At 63.5% G+C, this 16,746-nt stretch carries 13 protein-coding genes and 1 tRNA gene; 7 read left to right on the top strand and 7 right to left on the bottom strand.

Going from position 1 to position 16,746, the window contains the following annotated elements:
• Window positions 1–141 precede the first annotated feature (141 nt).
• From cas3 to VMT40_RS15315, 5 genes are all read left to right on the top strand, one after another.
• Window positions 142–2,313, top strand: coding sequence for a CRISPR-associated helicase Cas3' (gene cas3, locus VMT40_RS15295; RefSeq protein WP_326358794.1), 2,172 nt, complete (start codon window positions 142–144; stop codon window positions 2,311–2,313).
• Window positions 2,314–2,379: 66 nt separating this feature from the next.
• Window positions 2,380–2,994, top strand: a complete 615-nt coding sequence (cas5c, locus tag VMT40_RS15300; RefSeq protein WP_326360197.1) for a type I-C CRISPR-associated protein Cas5c — start codon at window positions 2,380–2,382, stop codon at window positions 2,992–2,994.
• Window positions 2,994–4,793: a type I-C CRISPR-associated protein Cas8c/Csd1 gene (locus VMT40_RS15305; RefSeq protein ID WP_326358795.1), complete on the top strand. Its 1,800-nt coding sequence runs from the start codon at window positions 2,994–2,996 to the stop codon at window positions 4,791–4,793. Before cas5c ends, VMT40_RS15305 begins: the two co-directional genes overlap by 1 nt.
• Window positions 4,790–5,674 (top strand): type I-C CRISPR-associated protein Cas7/Csd2, encoded by an 885-nt coding sequence (gene cas7c, locus VMT40_RS15310; protein ID WP_326358796.1) that lies wholly within the window; start codon window positions 4,790–4,792, stop codon window positions 5,672–5,674. The genes VMT40_RS15305 and cas7c overlap by 4 nt, the downstream gene beginning before the upstream one ends.
• Before the next feature lie 320 nt (window positions 5,675–5,994).
• Entirely contained in the window at window positions 5,995–6,297 is a 303-nt protein-coding gene (locus VMT40_RS15315; RefSeq protein ID WP_326358797.1) for a hypothetical protein, read from the top strand.
• Between the two features lie 323 nt (window positions 6,298–6,620).
• Here VMT40_RS15315 and VMT40_RS15320 read toward each other — a convergent pair whose 3' ends face one another.
• From VMT40_RS15320 to VMT40_RS15350, 7 genes are all read right to left on the bottom strand, one after another.
• Window positions 6,621–8,075, bottom strand: coding sequence for a HEPN domain-containing protein (locus tag VMT40_RS15320; protein WP_326358799.1), 1,455 nt, complete (start codon window positions 8,073–8,075; stop codon window positions 6,621–6,623).
• A 44-nt stretch (window positions 8,076–8,119) separates the two neighbouring features.
• Entirely contained in the window at window positions 8,120–8,911 is a 792-nt protein-coding gene (locus VMT40_RS15325) for a hypothetical protein (protein WP_326358801.1), read from the bottom strand.
• Entirely contained in the window at window positions 8,904–9,881 is a 978-nt protein-coding gene (locus tag VMT40_RS15330; protein WP_326358802.1) for a hypothetical protein, read from the bottom strand. The genes VMT40_RS15325 and VMT40_RS15330 overlap by 8 nt, the downstream gene beginning before the upstream one ends.
• 496 nt (window positions 9,882–10,377) lie before the next feature.
• A tRNA-Val gene (locus tag VMT40_RS15335) sits at window positions 10,378–10,449 on the bottom strand.
• A 28-nt stretch (window positions 10,450–10,477) separates the two neighbouring features.
• Window positions 10,478–10,942, bottom strand: coding sequence for a peroxiredoxin (locus VMT40_RS15340; protein ID WP_326307209.1), 465 nt, complete (start codon window positions 10,940–10,942; stop codon window positions 10,478–10,480).
• Window positions 10,943–11,114: 172 nt separating this feature from the next.
• Complete coding sequence (locus VMT40_RS15345; RefSeq protein WP_326307475.1) at window positions 11,115–11,537, bottom strand: DUF3052 domain-containing protein; 423 nt, start codon at window positions 11,535–11,537, stop codon at window positions 11,115–11,117.
• 137 nt (window positions 11,538–11,674) lie between these two features.
• A complete protein-coding gene (locus tag VMT40_RS15350; protein ID WP_326358803.1) occupies window positions 11,675–12,232 on the bottom strand; it encodes a hypothetical protein in 558 nt (185 codons plus the stop codon).
• A gap of 205 nt (window positions 12,233–12,437) precedes the next feature.
• Between VMT40_RS15350 and aceE the strand changes: the two genes are divergently transcribed.
• Both aceE and VMT40_RS15360 read left to right on the top strand, forming a co-directional pair.
• Window positions 12,438–15,338, top strand: a complete 2,901-nt coding sequence (gene aceE / locus VMT40_RS15355; RefSeq protein ID WP_326358804.1) for a pyruvate dehydrogenase (acetyl-transferring), homodimeric type — start codon at window positions 12,438–12,440, stop codon at window positions 15,336–15,338.
• A gap of 45 nt (window positions 15,339–15,383) precedes the next feature.
• A complete protein-coding gene (locus VMT40_RS15360) occupies window positions 15,384–16,685 on the top strand; it encodes a PucR family transcriptional regulator (RefSeq protein ID WP_442790020.1) in 1,302 nt (433 codons plus the stop codon).
• Window positions 16,686–16,746: the final 61 nt, after the last annotated feature.

The following is a 16,746-nucleotide window of genomic DNA, read 5'->3' on the forward strand; positions in this document are numbered from 1 at the left end:
ACAGGCGCCGAGGGTTGACGGGAAGTGTGGGCGGCGGCGGGCATCGCGTGCGAGTTCTGTTGGATACAAACGGTTTCCGGTGGTCGACGCATACGTCGATAGCGCCGAGTTATCCTCGTTCAGATCCACGATGAGGGGAATATGTGGGCTCACAGCTCATCTAGAGGCCAGCAGGTTTGGCATGGGTTCGCCGAGCATTCACGCTCGACTGCCCGGTTGGCGAGAAGCTTTGCTGAGCGTTTCGGAGCAGGTGAGTTGGCAGAGGCGTTGGGGCTGTGGCACGACGCTGGCAAGTGTGAATGTGGTTGGCAGGAGCGTCTTCTGGTTGCTGGTCCGAATAGTCCAGTGGGCGGCAATCACTGGTCCCTGGGCGCACGGATGCTTCGGGATGTCATTGGGCCGTTCGCTCTTCCTGTCGAGGGGCATCACGGTGGATTGCCGGAGGTGGACGCTTTGCGCCATTTGCGACCGCAGCCTGACGACGAGTTGACCCTGAAGCGGTTCTACGACGAGGTAGCCGAGGCGAGGAATCTCCTTGCAGGCGTGACAATCCCGGAGAGCTGGCAGAAGGACTTTCTGGCTGCGGAGATGGGGTTGCGGATGACCTTTTCCGCCCTAGTCGATGCAGACCACCTTGATACTGCCGCGCATTTCGATGATGCACCTGCCCCAGACGTCTCGGTGCCGGCCGATATGGCGGCGCTCTTCCGACGCTTCGAAGTCGCACGAACCAGAGCGCTCGAAGAACGAGAGCCCTCGTCGATCGATAAGGTCCGCTCCGAACTGTACGATTCGGTGCTGGCGCGAGCGGGTGGACCACGCGGAGTCTACCGCCTGCCAGCACCAACAGGTTCCGGCAAGACCTATATCGCGGCCGGATTTGCGTTGAAACATGCCGCGCAGCATCAGGATCCGGGCCATGAGATGCGACGGGTGATCGTCGCTGTCCCGTTCATCACGATCACAGAGCAGAACGCCCAGATCTACCGGAACATGCTGGGTGACGATGTCGTACTCGAACACCACTCGAACCTGGAGTTGGACGCCCGCTGGGCTCGGCTGGGAGCAGAGAATTGGGATGCACCGTTCGTGGTCACGACGACCGTGCAGCTGTTCGATTCGCTGTTCGGCCGCAAGCCTTCACGTTCCCGGAAACTACATCGGTTGGCCAATGCGGTGGTCGTCCTCGACGAGGTTCAGTCTCTGCCCCTGCCGTTGCTGGTGCCGATTCTTGACGGATTACGGCTGTTGTGCATGCATTTCGGGACGACGGTGCTGTTGACATCAGCGACACAGCCTCCGTTCGAGACCCTTGACGTGTGGAAGCGGCTTCGACCGTCGGAGCTGGTTCCCGACGCGCCGGAACTGTTCGCCGCGCTGCGGCGCGCCGAATACGAATGGCGTGTGGATCCGAAACCGACGACGGCCGAGTTGGCCGTCGAGATCGCCGAACACGATCAAACATTGGTCGTCGTCAACACCGTCGAGCACGCGCGCCGCATGTATCGACTGCTGCGCGACTGCGCGACAGTGCCAGTACTGCACCTGTCGACCCGTATGTGCCCTGCCCATCGAGTAGCAGTCCTGGCCCGGGTGAATCAGCTTCTGAAGGACCGCAAGCCGGTGATTGTCGTTGCGACACAGCTGATCGAGGCCGGCGTCGATATCGACTTCCCGATCGTCTATCGAGCTCTGGCGCCTGCTGAGTCGCTGCAGCAGGCTGCCGGACGGGCGAATAGGGAAGGGAGACTCGCGATGGGCCGGGTGGTGGTCTTCGACGCCGCGGACGCACCAATTCCCGAGTTCTACCGGACCGCAGTGGGATCCACCCGTGTGTACTTCGGACCAGGTCGAGCCGATCCGGACAGTATCGTCGCGCTACGACGCTACTACCTGCATCTGTATCGACGATCGAATATCGAGTCGGGTGAGCGCGCCAGGGTGATCCAGGCCAACCGCGGGAGCCTCGACTTCCCCGCAGTCGCCGACGGCCCGGAAGTAGACGGCGGCGCGGGGGGCCGCGATCCCGCGTTGGCCTTCCGGATGCTCGATGACGACTCGGTTCCGGTGGTGGTGACCAATTATGACAAACACGGTCATGCCGAACGACTGCTGCAGCGAGCGCTGCACTCCAACGGCCGCAGCCGACAGGTGTTCCGAGACCTGCAGCCGTACACCGTGTCGTTTCCGACGCGCTTGGTCACAGCGTGCCTGGAAGCGGGGCTGCTGAGCCAGGTCGTCGGGGAACTCTACCGCTGGCAAGGACCGTATGACCGGGTCGGCGTCGGTATCGATGAAAACCAGAACAGTTGAGGAGGCGAGGTGACCAATTTACGGTTGCCTGAATCACGACAAGGCAGGCCACCAGTTGTCGTGCAGGTGTGGGGTGAGGCCGCGCTCTTCACCCGGCCCGAACTGAAGGCCGAACGCGTCACCTATCCCGTGATGACTCCGACCGCTGCGGTCGGGGTGCTCCAGGCGATCTACTGGAAGCCCGAATTCGATTGGCGAATAGTGGCGATCGAGGTGCTCAAGCCGATCCAGCAGTTCACCCAACGCCGCAACGAGACCACCGATCTCGCCTCCCTGGCCGACGCCGCGTCGGGGCGACGACGGATCAACACGGTCGCCAACCGCGTACAGCGCAACTCAGTCTGTCTGCACGATGTGGCCTACCGGATCCACGCCCACACCGTGCTGTGTGCCCATGCCGACAAACCCGAGATCGCCTACCGCGAGCAATTCGAGCGGCGAGTTTCTCGTGGAAGTTGCTTCAGCCAACCCTATTTCGGTGTTCGGGAGTTCTCTGCATACTTCAGCGAACCCGACGACACGCCAGCGTGCCACGATCTCACCGAGGAACTCGGAGTCATGCTCCATAGCATCGACCACTCGACCACTCCTCCGTCGTTCCGCTGGTTCACCGCATTCCTCGATCACGGGGTCATGCGTGTGCCCGCCCAAGGGATCCCCGGCACCGGACCGGTGAGCTGATGCTGCTGCAACGCCTGGTCGAGGTCGCCGCACGCGACTCCAGCAGGCCCTTTCACCGATCACGGCTGTTCTCCTGGCAACTCGATCTCGACGCCGAGGGCGCACCGCGACTCGACACCCTGATTCCGTTGGTGGACACCGACAGTAAAGGTCGAACCCGAGGTATCGCGCATACGGTCCCTGCCGCGGTACGCACGGTCGGTGTCGCGCCAGCGCTGACCGCCGACGACGTCCAATACGTTCTGGGATGGACCGACGAGGACAGCAACCCGGCACGAGTTGCCCAATGTGCCAACGCTTTTACCGAGCTGACCCTGCGGTGGGCCGAGAGCGAACATGGCCGCAACGACCAGATCGCACAGGCCGTTGCCAGCTTCTACCGCAGCGACGCGATCCACAAGATCCGATACCCCGAAGGATCCGAATCCGAGAAGAACCCGGGAGAACTCGCCAAAGGCTTCGCCAAACAGGGTGTTCTCATCACCGTCGACGACATTCCCGCTTACGAAGGGACTTCGGTAGTGCCGTTCTGGACCGCGGAAGTCGTTCGCCGCAAAGGCGGTGGCGTCGAGGGGTTCTGCATCGTCTGCGGTCAAGTCAACCCACTCCTGGACACATTGCCGGGCAAGATTCCTGCCCGCCTGGTGCCGGGCGCGAGCAACGACGCCGCCCTGGTGAGCGTGAACGAGCGTGTGTTCGGGTACGACCTCACCACCCAGCTGGGCTGCTCACCTATCTGTGTGGCCTGCGGCGAAGCAATCAACTCCGGTCTGCTGGCGGTGCTTCAGCCTCCCTACACCACAACGTTTTCCGGCCAAGACAGTCGGATGTCCTGGTGGCTGACACACGCAAGCGAATTCACCGTCATGGACGTACTGAAGGCACCCAAACCACAAGACGTCAGCAACCTCATGCGCTCTCCCAAACGCGGTGAACCCAACTTCGACGTCGATCCTGAACTGTTCTGCTCACTGACAGTCGGTGGCAATGTCGCACGCATCATGGTCCGCGACTGGATCGAAATGCCTGTATCGAAGGTCCTGGACAATGTCATCGCGTGGTTCGACGATCACGCCATGGTCTCCCTGCGGCCGGGTAACTCCCCGTACTACGGCATCACGCGTCTCGCCGCAGCCACCGGGCGATGGCTCCCCGGCACTACCAGCTACGCCGAGTTCGGCGTCAAGGGAGCCGATCGTCCCAACGATGTCTTCCGACAGCTCATGCACACGGCGCTGCTGAACCGGCCACTACCCACATCACTGCTCGCACATCTGATCCACCGCGTGCGACGAGACAACCACTTCGACGACTCTCGAGCCGCCCTCGTCCGACTGGCACTGACCCGTGCCCCCTCCACGACGGAGAAGCCCATGCTCGAACTCGACGACCACAACGACAAAGCCTCATACCTGGCCGGCCGCGTCTTCGCCGTCCTCGAAGCACTTCAATACGACTCGTCCGGAGGAAAACTCAACACCACCTACGGTGATCGCTATCTCTCCAGCGCGGTCGCGAACCCGCGGATCGCGCTTGTTGCCGGACATCGCGACGCCACCGCTTGGCTCAAGAAGTTGCGGCGCACCCGACCCGGCGCAGCAATCAACCATGAGAAGAACCTCGACCAGCTCTTCGTGAAACTCGGTGAAGTAGGCGGCATTCCAGGTCGAGGCAGCATCGACGAGCAGGCGTGGTTCCTGCTCGGCTACCACCACCAGCGCGCCAACCGATTCGCCGCCATCGCCGCCAACAAACCCGACCCCAGCGCCGGTCCGTCTCCCGAGGAGCCCACCAAATGACCACCCCGCACCTGAATCCCGAAGTCCGCCACGACATCGTCTTCCTCTTCGATGTCACCGACGGCAACCCCAACGGTGATCCCGACGCAGGCAACCGACCCCGCACCGACGACGAAAGCGGACACGGCCTGGTCACCGACGTCGCCCTCAAACGCAAGATCCGCGACACCATCGCACTGGCCGTCGGCGACGACCCACGCTACGGCATCTTCGTTCAAGCCGGATACGCGCTCAACCCACGCCTCGAAGCGTCCTACGAGGCAACCGGTCTCAAACTCGGCAAGATCACCCCAGAAGAAGCCGCACGAGCCAGGGCATGGCTGTGCGACCACTACGTCGACATCCGCCTCTTCGGGGCAGTCATGTCCGTCGGAAAAACCGGAGCGCTCGGACAAGTACGCGGCCCGCTCCAGGTAGGAATGGCCCGAAGCATCGACCCCGCCGTCCCCGTCGACCACGCCATCACCCGCGTCACACAAACCCGGCAAGAAGACATCGACAAGGGCGAATCCACCGAGATGGGCAGCAAATGGACCATCCCCTACGCACTCTACAAGGTAGAGATCTACTACTCCGCCACCCGCGGCATCCAAACCGGCGTCACCACACGCGATCTCGAACTCTTCTACTCAAGCCTCACCATGATGTTCGACCACGACCGCGCAGCCACCCGAGGCACCCTCGCACCCCGCGGCCTGTATGTCTTCTCCCATGCCAATGCCTTCGGCTCCGCACCGGCACACAAGCTCACCGAACGTGTGCAACCCCGGATCCTCCAGCACCACACTGCCATTCCCCCACGAAAATTCGGCGACTATGTCGTCAACATCGACGCCAGCGATCTGCCATCTGGTGTAGATCTGACGAAACTCATCAGCTGACTGGTGGATCGCCACAGCTGGGCGTACGGGTAGTCCGACCACCTGTACGCCCAAGGGACACTGTGACAGTTCACCGTGAGCAGGTCCATGCCTACGTTGAGATCCTCAGCCTGTAGGAGGCTGCAATACCGGAACCCTATGTTACCGACAAGAGCTCTGGACGGTCCCGACCTCGCCACACCCATGCTCAGTTCGTAGGGATGGCATTCCTGACGGTATCCTTTGATGTTTCTCACCGCGGCACCTTGACAGCTCGCTAGCCTGCATCCGTATTGCATGTTGACGTACCAGAATTCTTATATGCGCTAAGGATATTCACGATGCTGAACGCTTATCATGATGGCGGTGCCGAGCAGCACAATCCGGATCTCGACGTGAATCTTCCACGGGAAGAGGGGCTTACAACGATCCCGACGCTGGAGAGCGACCCCATCCCCGGCGCGACCCCTATCCGCTCCGACCTCACGCGACTCGTGGCGTTCATGGCAGTACTCGCGCTTGCCGGGGTGGCACTGATATTCGGGCACCCCACGATCGCCAGCTCGATCGGTGTAATTCCATTCCTTGCCTGGCTGACTCGTCTTTACAGCATCTGGGACGCGCGTGGCCGAGACGGAGCATGAGCGGCTACCGAGGGTATCGGCACGCAGAACCCTAAGCGCGACCAGAATTTCCGCACGCGCCGAAACAGCCCAGCTGCCCCTGAACCTCATTTGTTCGAGAACCTGACCGCTTCCTCCAGCACAGCGCCGAACCTTCCAGCGCGGCGAGAATCGCAACGGTTTCGATGCCTACTAGACTCATAACGTCAGGCCGCAACACCGAGCATTCCGAATCGGCAGGAACCTCAACCCCGGCTGGCCACAGCTCAGCATCCGGACTGTCGTGATGGGATCCCGTGATTTCGGTCCATCTGGACCGAAGTCACGGGGTCCCATCAATCTGGCTAGTCCTGAGATCGGTCTGACGGGCCCCCGGCGGCGTGGCCCGCCGCTTCAGGAGTTAGCACTGGTAGCCAGCCAATTTGGCGAGCGTGGGAGCGGACGTTCGCTCGATGGAACTGGAATCGGCGGACGCCCAGCAGATCAGTACGAATCCGGTCCGCAGGTATACCAGCTACATCCAACAGAAATATCCGCAGAACCCAGTCCAAGGTCATCGTCAGCGTCGCCCACCTGAGCACGCGCACATCCAACGGTTCACCCAACTTCACCAGATGGTGGGCAAGCTCGTCGCGTGCGCGAGAGGTGTTCCCAACGAAATCAGGGATCGACTCAATCGCTTCTGGCACGATCGCGACCGCACGAGCCACCAACTCGTCGAGCCGATCACGGAAAGTAACGTCCTCAAGGTGGGCAAGCTTCTCGGTAAGGATCTGGTGCGCCAACGACGGATCCGCCAACTGTTCGGTATCGAACTGCGCAATACCAGCCTCGCGAGCGGCTCGCCGCACACGGGCAATTGCACCATTGGAGAGGTGGAACCGCTTCTGCCGCTTCCCTAGACGCCTGTGGAGTCCCTCAGCGATGGAGGCGACGGTGAGTAATTCGACCTGCGCCGCGCCTTGGGGCGGCTCGATCACGCCCCAAGGCAAACCATCTAGGTCGTCATATATCCGCATCCAAGTTGCCAGTGCCTCGATTGTTAACACGTCAGGCCCCAGCAGCTTCGCCCGCCCAGCCAGTTCAGGGTTCTCGTAGGTGTGCTCACTGAATACTTGAAGCCAGTCCCCGCCGACGGCATGCACCTGAACATCAGTGACCGGAACCGACGAACCCGTAATGAGACGAGCTAAGGCCTGCGATCCTCCAACGACCGAATCCAGCAATTCGCGTAGGGTTTTCGGAGCAGTACATGTGTAGAGCAGCCACAGCTCAGTGTTCTCATCGTCGGTTTCGTCGCGATGAACCGACAGCTCGGAGCGGTCATCAATCGCTGCACAGTCATGAGGAGTAAGTCCGCGCCAGCCTTCGTGGTTGGCGAGCCGGAACCTCACACCGTCGTAGCGGTGATCGGGAGAAACCCTGGCACCCAGCAAAACGAATCGCGCCTCGTATCGGTGGCCGAATAGTACGGCGAGTCCACGATCGTAACCACCTTGTGCCCCAAGCACGGTGACCGCTTTGCCGTTCTCAAGTTCTCCATGGAAGTCTATCGGCTCCCATGCGGCAACACGGTCCTCAACTTGTCCGCTGGTTGTAATCATCATCCCGGTAGCGGATACCTCGAATCGAACGCCCGGTTCATCGACAACCGGGCGGTCGAGGATGAGCACAGGACGAGCACCCCGCGCACAGGTCAGCGAGCCCGCGCCACGCCGCGCGGGACTGCCCGAACACCAAAACCAACCATCAAGCGTATCGGAATGCGATGCAACGTCATCGCCATCAAGTCCAGTCATAGCTGCACATCATGGCTCAGCACCCACTCGTCACCAACGCGAGCTCAGATCCCGACGTTTCGACGAATGATGGCGGTGAATCTGGCGTAGTTCGCGGAGCCGGTGAAAGCGCTCCGCCATCTGCCTTGGTCGATGTTCGAGACGAGCATGGCGAGTGCGGCCACTGCGTCTCTGCGCGCACCGATGAGCGAGGGGTCGGCAAGTCGCCAGGTCCGGATCTCGGAGCGGTGCTGATGAACGACTTCGAACAGCGTGGCCAGATCGACAACGTCCTTGTCGGCGAGCCGTTTTCGCCAAGCGAGAGCTTTGAGAACCACAGCCGATTCGACATCCGGTACGGGAACAGTGAATTCGATAGTCCCGCCGACGAACAGATCCACGCGGGCGTTGGCGATGACCACGTCACCAGCCACAGCCAGATGCAGGCCGGGCGCCGAGTCGAACGCACGGCCGACAATCTCGCTCTGGGCTGCGCTGCCGAACGTCGCGACGAGGATATCCACATCCAGCCGTCCCTTGTCGCTGGCCCTTGTGTAGCGGTTGCCCGATTCCAGTTCATAGCCGAGGGCGACCATCTGCTCGTGCAACTGGCGTTCAGCGGCGACGAGGGCCTCTTTGTCCATTCCGGCGTCGGCGTCGGCTGTGCCACGTAGCCGCCAGCCGTCCAGCGGGTAGATGTGCTGGAGCATCTGCACCATGTGCCCACCGATGACTCGATAGCTGGCTTCGGGAAGCCCCTCAGCCGCGGCCGCAAGATCGGCAAGAGCCAGGAAACCGCGATCAGCCGCGTTCGATGTGGAGACGATGTGCAGCTGTGCACGACGGTGATCAGGCACCGAGCCCTCCACTGCGGATCGCGTCCCGCAGCCGGTCGGCCGCTTCCCCGGCGGTGGGTGCGGTGCTGATATTGAGCAAGTCCCACAAGGTGATTGCGGCGTCAGCGAGAAAGTGCCGCGCGCCGTAGCGGGTGCCGAAGGCGGCAGCAACGTGTGCGATCGTGGGATCCTCGGGAACCACGATGGTCATCGTCGCGTCGTTCGGCTCGACCGGAGAGAACCCGACGACGGTGAAATCGATGATCTCGGGCAGATACATTCGCACAGTGGTCGGCAGCTGCCACGGCGCGTAGGTGTCAGCAGCGAGATCACCGGACACCACAGCGTTCAAACCCAATTCGTCGAGCAACTTCAATGCGGTACTCGCTTGCGTCGCGGGATCGTCCAGGCCATACCAGTAGCCGACAGTCCCACCCGGGCCCGGATACTCACGCACCCAAGACTCGAGCGCTCCATCGAGAGCGCTCCAACCATGCTCGTCACGAGTCACGAAGGACGAAAGTCGGCTCAGGGCAAGAGAAACGGCCTGTTGACTCACGCCGACCGCCGCCGCAAGTTCGGACTGCTGCAGCGGCCGGGAGGCCAAGGCCAGCACCCGCAGGATCGCATTACGCCCCCAGGCAGGCTTACCACTGCCGGGACGACGCTTCGGCTCTTCCGACTGGAGCAAGACCTCTCCGCCGACGATCACCAGTTCGGGATCGTCCGTGACCAGATCGAAGCGTCCGGCGGCGGCAGCGGCAATGACATCGGGCGCGGCCGACGGCGCTACATACAACGTCCGGATGCCATCGATCCCGCGGTTCGTCATACTCGGTGAGAGCCGTTGCCGCACTGCTTTCATATCTACCTGGGCGGCAGACAGATCTCCCGGCACCCTCAGCACCAGATCCTTCTGAGTTCCCGCTACGACTGTGACTCCGGCCCGCCGCAGCAATGGCAGTAGCCGAGCAAGCACCTCGCGCTCCACTACGGCCCCCTTAACCTATCGAAAGAATTGTGTCAAACAAGCTTACAAGAGCTCATACCAATATGCTTGTTTGACATTTACTCAGAACAGGCGTAGCCAAGTGCACAAGTCTCACTCGGACCAGCGTTCATGGAGGCGGACATGCCCAGACGCGAACACCACATCGCCGTTACCAGCGAACTCAGGGATCCTCCCGACCTGCGAAAACTCAGTCGGGCGATCATCGCCATTGCCCAAGGACCAAACCGACGCCCTTCGGAAGAGCAACCAAACCCGCGCGGCCCGTCGCCCCAAGCGGACAGGTTCACAACAGGAGCCGAACAACCCGCGCTAGCCACACTGGCCACACCAATCAGTTCAGTTGACTTCAGACCCAAGGGCCCTGAGAAGTTCGAACCGCCGACCGCCCTAATCACTGCAGCTCAAAGGATTGTGTCGCCGCGCTCGCACCTGACTTAGAGAGGAAGAAGTCTCTGACCTGCGACTTCTCTCTGGGTGGGCGCAGAGGGGATCGAACCCCCGACCGCTGGTGTGTAAAACCAGTGCTCTACCGCTGAGCTATACGCCCCGAGTGCCCGGGCGTGCCGGGCGACGGGTTATGAATCTAGTGTGGCTAGCGCTTTTTCCCAAGCCTGCTGGTCACGGGGCTCGCCGGGGCCGTTCATCTCCGAGAAGCGGATGATGCCGTCCTTGTCTATGACGAAGGTGCCGCGGTTGGGGTAGCCGGATTTTTCGTTGAAGACGCCGTAGGACTGGGCTACCGCGCCGTGGGGCCAGAAGTCGGAGAGCAGGGGGAAGGTGTAGCCCTGTTCGGCTGCCCAGATCTTGTGGGTGGGAGGAGGACCGACCGAGATGGCGAGGATTTCGGCGTTGTCGTTCTGGAACTTGGGGAGTTCGTCGCGGACCTTGCAGAGTTCGCCCTGGCAGATGCCGGTGAAGGCCAAGGGGTAGAAGACGATCAGGACGTTTTTCTCGCCTCGGAAGCTCGACAGCGTGACGTCCTGGTTGTTCTGGTCCTTCAGTGTGAAGTCCGGTGCGACCGTACCGACCTCGAGCGGCATACCTACCCCTCCATCCTGTGTCCCGGCGCGGGGCCGGGCTCGAACAAGAGCAGCGCCGGGCGTGAGACGGCCCAGCACCGAGCGACCCGTGGTGGAGACGCGGCGACCCTGACCGGGCCGCAAGGCATCCACCGGTGCCACTCGGTTCGAGCTGAAACCTTAGTGGAGGGTCTCAGCGCTGCTTGGAGGGCGTCTTGGGCTGGGTGAGCTTGGTGCCCGTCCAGGTGCCCAGGGAGACCGGTGTGGTCGAGGTGAGACCGGCGGGCGTGGCCGATTCGGCGATTTCGCTCGGGTCCACGTGGCCGGGCTGACCGGTTTTCGGAGTCAGGACCCAGACGATGCCGTCGTCGGCGAGCGGGGACACCACGTCCATCAGCTCGTCGACGAGATCCCCGTCCCCATCCCGCCACCACAGCAGTACGACATCGACAACCTCGTCGGTGTCCTCGTCAAGCAACTCGGACCCGATCGTTTCCTCGATACCCGCCCGCAGGTCGTCGTCGGTATCTTCGTCCCAGCCCAGTTCTTGAACCACCATGCCGTGTGCAATGCCAAGCTTCTGAGCGTAGTTCTGCGCGTCCGCCGCGGCGACCACGGTGGTGTCCTCCTCAACTCCCGACAATAGGTAGTTGCAAGCGAACATGGTAAAAGCCCTCAGCGCAAGCCGATCGGCCGAAATCGCACCCTAAATGTCGTATGTGAGACCCGAGGGGCCACCCGGACACGGCGGGTTCACTTGGTCGGGCAGGCGTTTCGGACCGCCGTCAGAGCGTCGTTGACCTTCTTGCTCGCGTCATTGAGCGGCGCGACCGACGACCCGGCCGACATCTTCCGAATCTCCGCGGCCAACGCGCGCGCCGCGGTCACGTAATCGGTGAACTTGCCCGCCAGATCCGCGGGCAGGGCCGGACCGGAGGCGCTCACCTGAGTCTCGATCGCCTTGGCCGCGTCCTCGAGCGCGGTCGCCGCGGCATCGCGCTTGGCGTTCTGGTCGGCGGCGCTCGCGTCGTGCGCGTCCACGAACTCGTTGTAGCGGTCGACCGCGGTGCCGGTGTTCTTGCGGAACGGATCGCAGTTGTCGGCAGTGGCTTTCGCGATGTCCGCCGCCGCCTTGGACGAGCTGGCCGCCGCCGAGGACGAGGCCACCTCGGCCTTGTACGCCGTCACCTGGGCTTGATCGACGGTCGCGGTACCCTCGACCGTGTTGGCACATCCGGCCAGAACCAATCCCGCGGCCACGGCCGCGGATGCGCACACCAACCCGAACCCCCGGGGGTTCAGCAGCTTCACTTGGTTCCTCCCCGATCACAGCCCGGCGGTTCCCTGCGCAACCGTACTGGATTTCCGGCTGACATGATGACCTGGGCCGCATCATCGGCAAGGATGTGAGATGCGCCCCAGACCAATCGTTACGGGTATGCCGCCGACCGGCGGATATCCGGGGTATTGACGCCACACCAGATGTCCCACCCCATGTGTACGAGGAGCAAACGTCTTGACCGACTTGATGCACCCGACTTCGTCGAATTCCGCCAATGGTTCCCCGGGACCGAACGCCGGATCGGCACGCAAAAGCCCGGCGGGGGGCCGGGTTCGAGTGATTCGCGAGGGGGTGGCGTCATACCTGCCGGACATCGATCCGGAAGAGACCAGCGAATGGCTCGACTCGTTCGACGAGATGCTCACCCGCGAGGGCCCCGGCCGCGCCCGCTACCTGATGCTGCGCCTGCTGGAGCGCGCCGGTGAGCGCCACGTCGCCATCCCCGCGCTGACCTCCACCGACTACGTCAACACCATCCCCACCGAGAACGAGCCGTGGTTCCCCGGCGACGAAGAGGTGGAGCGCCGCTTCCGCGCCTACATCCGCTGGAACGCCGCGGTCATGGTGCACCGCGCCCAGCGGCCCGGAATCGGTGTGGGCGGCCACATTTCGACCTACGCGTCCTCGGCGGCGCTCTACGAGGTCGGCTTCAACCACTTCTTCCGCGGCAAGGACCACCCGGGCGGCGGCGACCAGATCTTCATCCAGGGCCACGCCTCGCCGGGCATCTACGCCCGCGCCTTCCTGGAGGGCCGCCTCACCACCGATCAGATGGACGGCTTCCGCCAGGAGTACAGCCACGGCGGCCCCGGCCACGGCCTGTCGTCCTACCCGCACCCGCGCCTGATGCCCGACTTCTGGGAATTCCCCACGGTCTCCATGGGTTTGGGCCCGATGAACGCCATCTACCAGGCCCGCTTCAACCACTACCTGCACGACCGCGGCCTGAAAGACACCTCGGATCAGCATGTTTGGGCGTTCCTGGGCGACGGCGAGATGGACGAGCCGGAATCGCGCGGCCTGATCCAGGTGGCCGCCAACGAGGGCCTGGACAATCTGACCTTCGTCATCAACTGCAACCTGCAGCGCCTCGACGGCCCGGTCCGCGGCAATGGCAAGATCATTCAGGAGCTGGAGTCGTTCTTCCGCGGTGCGGGCTGGAACGTCATCAAGGTGGTGTGGGGCCGCGAATGGGACGCCCTGCTGCAGGCCGACCGCGACGGCGCGCTGGTGAACCTGATGAACACCACCCCCGACGGCGACTACCAGACCTACAAGGCCAATGACGGCGCGTACGTGCGCGAACACTTCTTCGGCCGCGACCCGCGCACCAAGGAACTGGTCAAGGGCCTGTCGGACTCCGACATCTGGAACCTCAAGCGCGGCGGCCACGACTACCGCAAGATCTACGCCGCCTACGCCGCGGCCATGGCGCACAAGGGCCAGCCGACGGTCATTCTCGCCAAGACCATCAAGGGCTACGGCCTGGGCAAGCACTTCGAGGCCCGCAACGCCACGCACCAGATGAAGAAGATGACCCTCGACGATCTGAAGGCGTTCCGCGACGTGCAGCGCATTCCGATCACCGACGCCGAGCTCGAGGCGAATCCGTACCTGCCGCCGTACTACCACCCCGGCCAGGACGCCCCGGAGATCCAGTACATGCTGGACCGCCGCAAGCAGCTGGGCGGCTACCTGCCCGAACGGCGCACGGCGGCAAAGCCGCTGCAACTGCCCGGCGACGAGGCCTACCGCAGCGTGCGCAAGGGTTCGGGCAAGCAGCCGGTGGCCACCACCATGGCCTTCGTGCGCCTGATGAAGGAGCTGTTGCGCGACAAGGAGATCGGCAAGCGCATCGTCCCGATCATCCCCGACGAGGCCCGCACCTTCGGCATGGACTCGTGGTTCCCGTCGTTGAAGATCTACAACCGCAACGGCCAGCTCTACACCTCGGTCGACGCGGAACTGATGCTCGCCTACAAGGAGTCGAGCGTCGGCCAGATCCTGCACGAGGGCATCAACGAGGCCGGATCGACCTCGAGCTTCACCGCGGTCGGCACCTCCTACGCCACCCACGGCGAGCCGATGATCCCGCTCTACATCTTCTATTCGATGTTCGGCTTCCAGCGCACCGGCGACGGCCTGTGGGCGGCGGCCGACCAGATGGCCCGCGGCTTCGTGCTCGGCGCGACCGCCGGGCGCACCACGCTCACCGGTGAGGGCCTGCAGCACAACGACGGTCACTCGCTGCTGCTGGCGTCCACCAACCCGGCGTGCGTCGCCTACGACCCGGCCTTCTCCTTCGAGATCGCCCACATCGTGCGCGACGGCATGCGCCGCATGTACGGCGGCGGCCTGGCCAGCGGCTTCCAGGAGGCGCTGCCGGGCACCGACCCCGAATCGCATTCGCAGCACCACGAATTCGGTGGCGAGGACATCTTCTACTACATCACCCTCTACAACGAGCCGTACGTGCAGCCCGCCGAGCCGGAGGGCCTGGACGTGCAGGGTCTGCTCAAGGGCATCTATCTCTACAAGCCCGGTGCCGCGGGCGAACTGCGCGCGAACATCCTGGTCGCGGGCGTCACCATGCCCGACGGTCTGCGCGCGCAGGAGATGCTGGCCAACGAGTGGAACGTGCAGGCCGACGTCTACTCGGTGACCTCGTGGGGTGAGCTGCGCAAGGAGGCCCTGGCCAAGGAGATCGCCAAACTCCGCCATCCGGACCAGGATCCGGGCCTGCCCTACATCACCGAGGTGCTGTCGCGGGCGCAGGGCCCGTTCGTCGCCGCCTCCGACTGGATGCGCGCGGTGCCCGACCAGATCCGCCAGTGGGTGCCGGGCGAGTACATCACCCTGGGCACCGACGGGTTCGGTTTCTCCGACACCCGTCCGGCCGCGCGCCGCGTGTTCAATGTGGATGCCGCGTCCATCGTGGTCGCGGTCCTGCAGGGACTCGCCGCCCAGGGCAAGATCGCGCCCGCGACGGCCGCCGAGGCGGCCCGCCGCTACGCCATCGACGATGTGAACGCCGCGCCGAAGGCGGCACCCGGTACCGAAGGCGGGGACGCGTAGCCCACCATAAATACCGTGGAACGTAAACCGCCGAGGCCGCGCCGGATCAATGAAGAGGGCACCTCTTCGCACGAGGTCTATCTCCCGACCGGCGCGCTCTCCCCGAATCGGCAGACGCGCGACCCGCTTCCGGACACCCTCCTGAAACGGGTCAAGCAGTTCTCCGGTCGCCTGTCGACCGAGGCCGTGGCCTCGATGCAGGATCGGTTGCCGTTCTTCGCCAATCTGGACGCCGCCCAGCGGGCCGGGGTCCAGATGCTGGTGCAGACGGCGGTGGTGAACTTCCTGGAATGGCTGCAGGACCCGGAATCGGATATTCGATTCAGTCTCGATGCCTTCCAGGTGATTCCGGACGATCTGGCGCGGCGGCTCACGCTGCGCCAGACCGTCGACATGGTCCGGGTGGCCATGGAGTTCTTCGAGCAGTGGCTCCCGGCGTTGGCGCGCAACGATCGTCAGCTGGTGGCCCTCACCGAGGCGGTGCTGCGCTACGGGCGCGAGCTCGGATTCGCCGCCGCCTCGGTGTACGCCTCGGCCGCCGAGTCGCGCGGCGCCTGGGACACCCGATTGGAGGCCCTCGTCGTCGACGCCGTGGTGCGCGGCGACACCGGTCCCGAGATGCTCTCGCGCGCGGCCACTCTCAATTGGGATGCCACCGCGCCCGCCACCGTGCTTGTGGGAACGCCCCCCAAGGATCAGGTGGCCGTTGTCAGTTCCGTACATAGTGTCGCCGGTCGGCACAATCGAAACGCGCTCGCCGTGGTGCAGGGTTCGCGGCTCGTCATGGTAGTCAGCGGACATCTTGGCGACCCGCTGTATCCCTCGCAGTTCCTGGCCGACCTGCTCGCCGAGGCCTTCTCCGAGGGCCCGGTGGTGATCGGTCCGACCATGCGCACACTGTCGGCCGCGCACGTCAGCTCGGTGGAGGCGATGGCCGGGATGGAGGCCGTGGTGGGCTGGCGTGGCGCGCCGCGCCCGGTGCACGCGTCCGAGCTCCTACCCGAGCGCGCGCTGCTGGGTGACCGGGCCGCGGTGGAGGCCCTGAACGAGCATCTCGTGCTACCGTTGGCCGCCGCCAGCGCCGATTTGTCGGACACCCTGGACGCCTATCTGGACTGCGGCGGAGCGGTCGAGACCTGCGCCCGTCAGCTGTTCGTTCATCCAAATACGGTGCGCTATCGCCTCAAACGAATCGCCGACATCACGGGCCGGGATCCCATGAATCCGCGCGATGCCTATGTGTTACGTATCGCGGCCACAGTAGGTCGGCTGACTCGAACTCGTAACGAATCACCCACTCCTGCCACAGATGTGACTCCCGTCACAGACCCTGCCGAGGGTGTGTAACGAGATTCGCGGATCGGGCGATCCGGGCAACCCACTTGGTCTTTTGTAGACACCTAACAAA

Source organism: Nocardia sp. CDC160, assembly GCF_035818795.1.
Lineage (GTDB): Bacteria > Actinomycetota > Actinomycetes > Mycobacteriales > Mycobacteriaceae > Nocardia.